This is a genomic window from Olleya sp. UBA1516, from assembly GCF_002323495.1.
Lineage (GTDB): Bacteria > Bacteroidota > Bacteroidia > Flavobacteriales > Flavobacteriaceae > Olleya.
On sequence record NZ_DCQO01000009.1, the window covers coordinates 246,429 to 254,542 of the forward strand.

8 protein-coding genes are annotated in these 8,114 nt (G+C 32.9%); all 8 read left to right on the plus strand.

Annotated elements, in window-relative coordinates:
* The first annotated feature begins 1 nt into the window (after position 1).
* The 8 genes from B2989_RS05255 (at position 2) to hisF (ending at position 8,006) form a co-directional block, all read left to right on the plus strand.
* On the plus strand, positions 2–814 hold the full coding sequence (locus tag B2989_RS05255) for a prohibitin family protein (protein WP_145001756.1): 813 nt from the start codon (positions 2–4) through the stop codon (positions 812–814).
* 287 nt (positions 815–1,101) lie between these two features.
* Positions 1,102–1,959 (plus strand): ATP phosphoribosyltransferase, encoded by an 858-nt coding sequence (gene hisG / locus B2989_RS05260; protein ID WP_292945198.1) that lies wholly within the window; start codon positions 1,102–1,104, stop codon positions 1,957–1,959.
* The gene (gene hisD, locus B2989_RS05265) at positions 1,959–3,242 is read left to right on the plus strand and encodes a histidinol dehydrogenase (RefSeq protein WP_292945201.1); all 1,284 of its coding nucleotides are present in this window, start codon (positions 1,959–1,961) and stop codon (positions 3,240–3,242) included. The genes hisG and hisD overlap by 1 nt, the downstream gene beginning before the upstream one ends.
* A 244-nt stretch (positions 3,243–3,486) precedes the next feature.
* Positions 3,487–4,521, plus strand: a complete 1,035-nt coding sequence (gene hisC / locus B2989_RS05270; RefSeq protein WP_292945204.1) for a histidinol-phosphate transaminase — start codon at positions 3,487–3,489, stop codon at positions 4,519–4,521.
* A 47-nt stretch (positions 4,522–4,568) separates the two neighbouring features.
* Positions 4,569–5,708 (plus strand): bifunctional histidinol-phosphatase/imidazoleglycerol-phosphate dehydratase HisB, encoded by a 1,140-nt coding sequence (hisB, locus tag B2989_RS05275; protein ID WP_292945207.1) that lies wholly within the window; start codon positions 4,569–4,571, stop codon positions 5,706–5,708.
* Positions 5,708–6,289, plus strand: a complete 582-nt coding sequence (gene hisH, locus B2989_RS05280; protein WP_292945210.1) for an imidazole glycerol phosphate synthase subunit HisH — start codon at positions 5,708–5,710, stop codon at positions 6,287–6,289. The genes hisB and hisH overlap by 1 nt, the downstream gene beginning before the upstream one ends.
* 94 nt (positions 6,290–6,383) lie before the next feature.
* On the plus strand, positions 6,384–7,118 hold the full coding sequence (gene hisA / locus B2989_RS05285) for a 1-(5-phosphoribosyl)-5-[(5-phosphoribosylamino)methylideneamino]imidazole-4-carboxamide isomerase (protein WP_292945213.1): 735 nt from the start codon (positions 6,384–6,386) through the stop codon (positions 7,116–7,118).
* A gap of 132 nt (positions 7,119–7,250) precedes the next feature.
* Positions 7,251–8,006 carry an imidazole glycerol phosphate synthase subunit HisF gene (gene hisF, locus B2989_RS05290; protein WP_292945216.1) on the plus strand — a complete coding sequence of 252 codons (756 nt, stop codon included), beginning with the start codon at positions 7,251–7,253 and terminating at the stop codon, positions 8,004–8,006.
* Positions 8,007–8,114 lie beyond the last annotated feature (108 nt).

Below are 8,114 nucleotides of genomic sequence, written 5' to 3' on the forward strand. Positions count from 1 at the left end.
TATGGAAAAATTACCAAAAGGAGCATTTCCTTTTATAATAGCAGCAGTAATAGGATTAATTATTATGGCTAAATCGGTTAAAACAATTGATTCTGGTCATGCAGGAGTATTGTATCAACTTGGAGGTGGAGTAGATCCAGATAGCGAACCACTTGGTGAAGGTATAAATTTTGTAGCACCTTGGAACAGTGTTATCGATTACGAGGTTAGACAACAAGAATTACCAGAAAAAATGTCTGTGTTATCTTCAAACGGTTTGGATATTAAATTAGATGCTTCTGTATTATATCAACCTGATTATAAAAACTTAAGTAAGTTACATAAAGAAAAAGGAAGAGAATATGTAAGCAGAGTATTGCAACCTGCCATACGTAGTGCAGCTAGAAGCGTTGTAGGACGTTATACTCCAGAGCAATTATATTCTAGTAAACGTGATGCTATTCAGGATGAAATTTTTGAAGAAACCAAAAAAATCGTCGAGTCACAATACATACAATTAAATAACATTTTGATTAGAGATGTGACTTTGCCTCCAACTATTAAAGATGCAATTGAGCGTAAACTTAAACAAGAACAAGAATCTTTAGAGTATGAGTTTAGATTAGTTACTGCAGCTAAAGAGGCTGAAAAAGTAATTATCGAAGCTCAAGGTAAAGCTGATGCAAACAAAATTTTAAGTGCGTCATTAACTGATAAAATATTACAAGACAAAGGGATAGAAGCTACTGTAAAGCTTTCAGAATCTAATAATAGCAAAGTAATTGTGATTGGATCAGGAGATAGCGGAATGCCTATTATTTTAGGTAACCAATAAATCAAGTATTAGAATTTTTATAAAAACTTAAAATTATTTTATAATAAATTTGGTTTTTAAAATTAAATTTAACAATCTTTGTACAGAACAAAAAAAGACATGAACTTTATTCAATTACATCATCATCATTTCCATACTAGCACTCAAGCCAGTTAGAAATGTATTGAATAAAATCAAAATATATTTAAAACCGTTTGAGTAAATCAAACGGTTTTTTGTTTTTATACACTTTCCTAAAGATTTACTCAAATTTTCAAAAAAATCTAAAAAATTTAAAAAGAAATAAAATGAGTAAATTAAAAATTGCAATTCAAAAATCAGGAAGATTAAACGAGGATTCGATGCAAATCCTTAAAGATGTTGGTATTTCTATAGATAATGGTAAAGACCAATTAAAAGCTTCAGCAAAAAATTTCCCTTTAGAGATTTTTTATTTACGTAATGGAGACATTCCACAATATTTAAAAGATGGTGTTGTAGATGTTGCTATTATTGGAGAAAACGTTTTAATCGAAAAAGGAAACGATATAACAATTGCTGAAAAACTAGGGTTTTCAAGTTGTAAAGTTTCTGTTGCAGTGCCAAAAGGTGTTAAATATAATTCTGTAAAAGATTTAGAAGGTAAACGCATTGCAACATCTTACCCAAATACAGTTAATCAATTTTTAGAGAAAAACGGAGTTAAAGCCAATTTACACATCATTAATGGGTCTGTAGAGATTGCTCCAAATATTGGATTAGCAGATGCTATTGTAGATATTGTATCTAGCGGAAGCACATTATTTAAAAACGGTTTAAAAGAAGCAGAAGTTATTTTAAAGTCAGAAGCTGTATTGGCAGTATCTCCTCAAATTTCTGATGACAATCAAGCGATACTTGACAAACTACAATTCAGATTACAATCTGTTTTAAAAGCTAGACAATCACGTTACGTACTTTTAAATGCACCAAATAATAAGGTGGACGATATTATAAACATTTTACCAGGAATGAAAAGTCCAACAGTTTTACCATTGGCACAAGAGGGTTGGAGCTCAATCCACTCTGTAATAAACAAAAATGATTTCTGGGAAATTATAGACGAATTAAAATTAAATGGAGCAGAAGGCATCCTAGTTTGTCCAATCGATAATATGGTATTATAATGAAAACTATAAACAACCCAGAAAAAGCAACGTGGTCAGACATTTTAAAACGCCCAACCCAAACGGTAAATGATATCGAAACTACGGTAACTCAAATTTTTGAGGATGTACAACGTAATGGTGATCAAGCAGTCGCTAAGTACACACAATTATTTGATGGTGCAAAATTAGAGTTAAATGTAGTTACAGTTGAAGAAGTTGAAGCAGCAAGTGCTAAAGTTTCAAAGCCATTAAAAGAAGCTATTCAGCAAGCAAAAAGTAATATTGAAGCCTTCCACACCGCACAAAAGACAGAAAAAGTGAGTGTGCAAACCACAGAAGGTGTTAACTGTTGGCAAGAAAAAAGACCCATTCAAAAAGTTGGAATTTACATTCCTGCTGGTACAGCGCCTTTATTTTCAACGGTTTTAATGCTAGCAGTGCCTGCGCAAATTGCAGGTTGCAAAGAGATAGTATTATGTTCTCCGCCAAATAAAGACGGTAAAATTGCAAACGAAATTTTGTATGCAGCACAACTTTGTGGTGTTACTAAAATTATTAAAGTTGGCGGAATCCAAGCTATTGCTGGTTTAACATTTGGTACAGAAACTATCCCTCAGGTTTATAAAATATTTGGACCTGGAAATCAATTTGTAACTGTTGCTAAGCAATTATCAACTAAATATGGTGTTGCTATTGATATGCCTGCAGGTCCAAGTGAGTTGTTAGTCGTTGCAGATGATACAGCAAATGCTAGTTATGTGGCTTCGGATTTATTAAGTCAAGCCGAGCATGGAGCAGATAGCCAAGTCATTTTGGTGTCTACCTCTCAAAAGTTAATTGACGCTGTCGCGGAAGAGATTCAGCTTCAGCTAAAGGTACTTCCAAGACAAGATATTGCACAACAAGCGATAGATAATTCTAAATCTATTTTAGTTGAAACTGATGCCATAGCATTAGATTTAATTAATCAATACGGACCAGAACACTTTATTGTTTGTACGGATAATAATGACTTTTATGTCGACGGAATCGAGAATGCAGGATCAGTGTTTATTGGTAATTACACCCCAGAAAGCGCAGGAGATTATGCGTCCGGAACTAATCACACTTTACCAACTAATGGATTTAGTAAAGCCTATTCTGGTGTGAATTTAGATAGTTTTACAAAAGCGATTACCTTTCAAAATATAACAAAACAGGGATTACTAAATATTGGTAATACTATAGAGTTAATGGCTGAAGCCGAAGGATTACAAGCGCATAAAAACGCGGTGACTATTCGATTAAAGGATTTAAAATAATGCCACGTCATACTGAACTAGTTTCAGTATCACACAAGTATAAATAATGGGACACTGAAATAAATTCAGTGTGACGTGATGGATTAAACAAGATTTAAGAAATAAGATTCATTAATCATGAAATATAAATTGTGAATGATTATTTAAAGATTAAATATTATCGCAACGTCATACTGAACTCGTTTCAGTATCACACAAGAATAAAATAACAGATTACTATCAATACAATTAGTAAAAATAAAAAATGGACAAAAATTTAAACATAAACAACCTTGTTAGAGCTAACATTAAAGCTCTAAAAGCCTATTCTTCTGCAAGAGATGAGTTTAAAGGGACTGCAGATGTTTTTCTTGATGCAAACGAGAATCCATTTGGAGATTTAAACAGATATCCAGATCCACAACAAATAGAAATAAAACAAAAGTTATCTGCTATTAAAAATGTAGAAACTGATCAAATTTTTATTGGTAATGGTAGTGATGAAGTTATAGATTTAGCATTTCGTATTTTTTGCGAACCTGGAAAAGATAAGGTCTTAACCTTTACACCGACCTACGGAATGTATGATGTATCAGCTAATATTAATAATATTGAGGTTATTGAACAACCGTTGATTAACGATTTTCAGATTAATTTAAATCAGCTACAACCGTATTTAGATTTTGAAGATTTAAAAATCATTTTTATCTGTTCGCCTAATAACCCAACAGGAAACAGTTTAAATCCTGAAGATATTGAATATATTTTAGAAAATTTTAATGGTATCGTGATTGTGGACGAGGCTTATATTGACTTTAGTGCGCAAGCGTCATTTATTAAAAACATTGATAAATACGATAATTTAATTGTTAGTCAAACCTTTAGTAAAGCTTGGGGTTTAGCAGGTGTTAGAGTAGGTGTTGCTTATGCAAGCCAAGCTATAATTGCACTTTATAACCGTGTAAAACCACCTTATAATGTTAGTACATTAAACCAAAAAGCGGTTTTAAGTAGTTTAAATAACTTAGAAGAAGTCACTAAAAATATTGATACTATTCTTGAAGAAAGAAAAAAGTTAAAAGACGCTTTAATCAAATTGGATATAGTAAAGAAAATATACACTACAGATGCTAATTTTTTGTTAGTTGAAGTTGATGATGCTAATAAAACGTATCAATACTTAATCGAGGAAAAAGTAATTATTAGAAATAGAAATACACAAGTTAAAAACTGCGTTCGTATAACTGTTGGTACACCAGAAGAAAACAGCAAATTAATCGAAGCATTAAAAAGAGTATAACGCGTTATTCTGAACGTTTTTCAGAATCTCACTACAAAAAATAGCACATGAAAAAAGTATTATTCATAGACAGAGACGGAACATTGGTATTAGAGCCACCCGTAGATTATCAACTAGATAGTTTAGAGAAGCTAGAGTTTTACCCAAAAGTGTTTCAATACATGGCTAAAATAGCTTCAGAATTGGATTACGAGTTGGTAATGGTTACTAATCAGGATGGCTTAGGAACAGATTCTTTTCCGGAAGACACCTTTTGGCCTGCACAAAATAAAGTAATAACTGCTTTTGAAAAGGAAGGCGTTGTGTTTACGGATGTGTATATAGATAAAACATTTCCGCATGAAAATGCAGAAACGCGTAAGCCCAGAACAGGTTTATTAACGCAGTATTTTGATAAAGAAAAGTACGATTTAGAAAATAGTTTTGTTTTAGGAGACCGCATCACTGATATGGAATTAGCTAAAAACCTAGGAGCAAAAGGTATCTTTTTGTCTGAAGATCCAGAATTAGGTGCTGATGAAATTGAAACGTCAAAACAAGCTATTATTGATTGTATCGCATTGACAAGCACAGATTGGGAAGCTATCTACGAGTTTTTAAAATTAGAAGATCGTGTTGAAGAAATTACTAGAAATACTAACGAAACTAAAATTTACATTAAAGTAAATTTAGACGGTTCTGGTAAAAATAATATTGATACTGGTTTATCCTTTTTTGACCATATGTTAGACCAAATTGGTCGGCATGGTGCAATGGATTTAACCATTAAAGTTGAAGGCGATTTAGAAGTTGATGAGCACCACACTATTGAAGATACAATGATTGCTTTAGGTGAGTTATTTAATAAAGCGTTGGGTAATAAATTGGGCATAGAGCGTTATGGTTTTTGTTTACCAATGGATGACTGTTTAGCGCAGGTAGCAGTTGATTTTGGTGGTAGAAACTGGTTAGAGTGGGACGCTGATTTTAAGCGTGAAAAAATTGGAGACATGCCAACTGAAATGTTTTTCCACCTGTTTAAGTCGTTTACAGATGGTGCAAAATGTAATTTGAATATTAAAGCAGAAGGTATAAATGAGCACCACAAAATAGAAGGTATTTTTAAAGCATTTGCAAAAGCTATGAAAATGGCAGTAAAACGCGATTCTAACAAAATGTTTTTACCATCAACAAAAGGGATGTTATAATGAAACTAGTAATTATAGATTACGGAGCAGGAAATATAAAAAGCATACAATTTGCTTTTAAACGCTTGGGGTATGACGCTATATTGTCCAATAATCCAGCAGAAATCAAAGCAGCAGATAAAGTGATTTTTCCCGGAGTTGGAGAGGCTAGCTCTGCAATGGCTATGCTAAAAGCAAGTGGTTTGGACGTATTGATTCCGATGTTAACGCAACCTGTATTAGGAATTTGCTTAGGCATGCAATTAATGTGTAAATCGTCTGAAGAAGGCAATACAGAAGGTTTAGGTATTTTTGATGTAGCTGTTAAGCGTTTTGACAACTCGGTTAAAGTACCACAAATGGGTTGGAATACTATTACAGATTTAAAGTCGGACTTGTTTAAAGATGTAAAAAATCAAGAGTTTATGTATTCCGTACATAGTTTTTATGCCGAAAATTGTAAAGAAAGTATCGCAACTACTACTTATAGTATAGATTTTGCTTCGGCTTTACAACATAATAATTTTTATGGGGTACAATTTCACCTTGAAAAAAGTAGTACTGCAGGAGAACAAATATTAAAGAATTTTATCGAGCTATAATTCTTCGTGTTGTCACCTTGAGCGTAGTCGAAAGGTTTTAATTTAAAATAAATAGTAACAAAAAAAATAATTTCCACTTTTGTGGGCAAGAGATATGAGAATAATACCAGCAATTGACATTATAGAAGGAAAGTGTGTACGTTTGACTAAAGGAAATTACAATACCACAAAAATCTATAACGAAAATCCATTAGAAGTCGCTAAACAATTTGAAGATGCAGGAATAGAATATTTGCATATGGTTGACTTAGAAGGTGCAAAAGCATCTCATGTAGTAAACTATAAAGTGTTAGAGCAGGTAGCCTCTAAAACCAATCTTAAAATCGATTTTGGAGGTGGTTTAAAGTCCGATAATGATATTATAACAGCATTTAACTCTGGAGCTAAACAAATTACAGGAGGAAGTATAGCTGTTAAAAATAGAGATGCTTTTGAAGGTTGGATACGCAAGTATGGTTCTCAGAAAATTATTCTTGGTGCGGATTGTAATAACCAGAAAATTGCAATTAGCGGTTGGTTGGAAGAGAGTAGCTTGGAGGTGATTCCGTTTATAAAAGATTATCAAAAGCAGGGCATTCAATATGTAGTTTGTACAGATATTTCTAAAGATGGGATGTTAGAAGGTCCTTCTTTAGAGTTGTATAAAAATATTATTGAACAATGTAGTAATGACAGTTCTGGTCAGTCCGTTAAGTTGATAGCTTCAGGAGGAGTAACAACTATTGAAGACTTAGAAAAGCTAGCAGAGATTGGATGTGAAGGTGTTATTATTGGAAAAGCACTGTACGAAAATAGAATTACTTTAAAAGAATTAGAACGCTTTTTATAATAGTGATTAGAATGCTATCGTAGCATTGAAAATTAGAATTTTAACGTCACACTGAGCGCAGTCGAAGTGTCTCTAAAATAAAATATAGTAGTATAATAATTAATAATAAACCTTGATTTCGAGGACCTAAATATGCTTACAAAACGAATCATACCATGTTTAGACATTAAAGACGGAAGAACCGTTAAAGGTGTCAATTTTGTAAACCTACGTGATGCAGGAGATCCTGTAGAATTAGCGAAGCAATATGCCTTAAAAGGAGCTGACGAATTAGTCTTTTTAGATATTTCGGCAACATTAGAAGGTCGAAAAACCATGATTGATATGGTCTTAAAAGTAGCAGAACATGTTAATATTCCGTTTACGGTTGGAGGTGGTATTTCTTCAATAGCAGATGTTGATGTGTTATTAAAATCTGGCGCTGATAAAGTGTCTATCAATTCTTCAGCAGTAAAAAGACCAGAATTAGTTAACGAATTGGCCAATAAATTTGGGAGTCAATGTGTTGTGGTTGCTATTGATGCAAAGCAAATTGATGGCGAATGGATTGTACATTTGGCTGGTGGAAGTATTCCAACCGAATTAAATTTGTTTGATTGGGCTAAAGAAGTTGAAACTAGAGGTGCAGGAGAGATTTTGTTTACATCTATGAATAATGATGGAACAAAAGCTGGTTTTGCAAATGAAGCGTTAGCGAGATTATCTGAAACTTTAAATATTCCAATAATAGCTTCAGGAGGCGCAGGGACAGTACAACATTTTGTAGACACCTTTAAAGTTGGGAAGTCTGACGCTGCTTTGGCAGCAAGTGTGTTTCATTTTGGTGAAATTGCAATTCAAGATTTAAAAGAAGAATTAAGAGAAAATAATATCGAAGTTAGATTGTAACACACGTCATACTTAAAGCAAACAAAACATAACGTCACTTCGAGTGATTTGTGAAGCATGAGCAAATTGTATCGAGAAGCAAAAAAAAAAGGTTCTCGATACAAAATT